The organism is Xylanibacter rodentium, assembly GCF_013166575.1.
Classification (GTDB): domain Bacteria; phylum Bacteroidota; class Bacteroidia; order Bacteroidales; family Bacteroidaceae; genus Prevotella; species Prevotella rodentium.
The window spans coordinates 1-1,192 of the sequence record NZ_JABKKE010000063.1 but is presented as its reverse complement, the minus strand read 5'-3'; the positions used below and the strand labels follow the sequence as shown (position 1 = coordinate 1,192).

1 protein-coding gene and 1 pseudogene are annotated in these 1,192 nt (G+C 37.2%); both read right to left on the bottom strand.

Going from position 1 to position 1,192, the window contains the following annotated elements; genetic code table 11:
- Positions 1-118 precede the first annotated feature (118 nt).
- Entirely contained in the window at positions 119-757 is a 639-nt protein-coding gene (locus tag HPS55_RS14040; RefSeq protein WP_172325114.1) for an ankyrin repeat domain-containing protein, read from the bottom strand.
- 73 nt (positions 758-830) lie between these two features.
- A pseudogene (locus HPS55_RS14035) lies at positions 831-1,192 on the bottom strand (hypothetical protein); the annotation flags it as partial.

Below are 1,192 nucleotides of genomic sequence, written 5' to 3'. Positions count from 1 at the left end.
CACCGAAGAAACGCTGTTGTGCTTGTATAGGCAAGCAAAACAGAATTGCCGATATGTAGAAAATAATCTTTTTCATGCTTCTATTACAGCTAATGGTTAGCAGGGAACGGCTTGTCCGTTATCCTGCGTTGTTAGCATTATTTTTTTGTTGTTTCATCCATTGCAAAAGTAAATTTTCAATCTCTTTTGCGCCTGTTTCCTTAGCCAAATCAAGAGTGGTGCTGCCGTTACTATCTTTTATATCAAGGTCTGCATGATATTCTAAAAGCAACTTCACCAGTTCTATGTTATTATTGGCAATGGCTTCCATAATCGGATATACTTTATAGGTGTCACATGGACTTTGGTAACCATTTACGTTAATGCCATGCTCCAGCAAGATATGGGCTAACTTTACGTTAGACAATTTGCAGGCGTATGTCAGGAGCGTAAGCCCATATTCATCACTATATACTCTATCGTTAATGTCCTTATATTGGGTAAGCGCATATTTTAGTACATCTTCTTTGTCAAAATAGATTGCCGTATATAGTATATCAAACTCGTTACAGTCATTACCCATTGCCATAGGCTCATCTTTTTCTGCCAGCAACCGTTTTACGGTTTCCACATCATTGTTGCGGCAAGCAACCCCTAACGGATAAAGTTGGTAGGTTTCATCTCGTATAGTATCTTGCTGCAATGGGCTTGCTTTCACGCTATCCAAACAACAAAAAAGCGTTGCAAGAAAAAGTAATGTCCAATTTACTATCTTCATATTTACTTTTTAAGTTGCACGTTAATGCTAATGGTTTGGTGAGGAACAGCATTAAGCTGTTATCTCGACCTTGTTACAGACGGTTTAAATAAGATAATTCCATTTCTAATACCTTATATATCCGACCTTTGGCATTGCGAATTAATATCGAAATAAAATCGAAAGCATTGCATTTCAGATACTCTTTGTTTACCCAGTCGCCATTGATTAGTCGTACTTGTTCGGTGGCGGGATATTCATCATCGAAATCAGTACTACTGCATCCAAGAATGATAATTTCAAATTCTGTTTCAGCATCTTTATCTACAAACTGAATTTCAGGAGATAATGGATGTTCTCTGTTATCCTCTATAAGTAATGCTTCATATCCATTATACCGTTCATCAAAAAGAGTAATCCTTTCTCCTGAATGTACTGAATCCGCATATATTGCCA

Excerpts from the sequence above, each read along its gene's own strand:
- HPS55_RS14040 (WP_172325114.1), bottom strand. The coding sequence starts at position 757 with ATGAAGATAGTAAATTGGACATTACTTTTTCTTGCAACGCTTTTTTGT.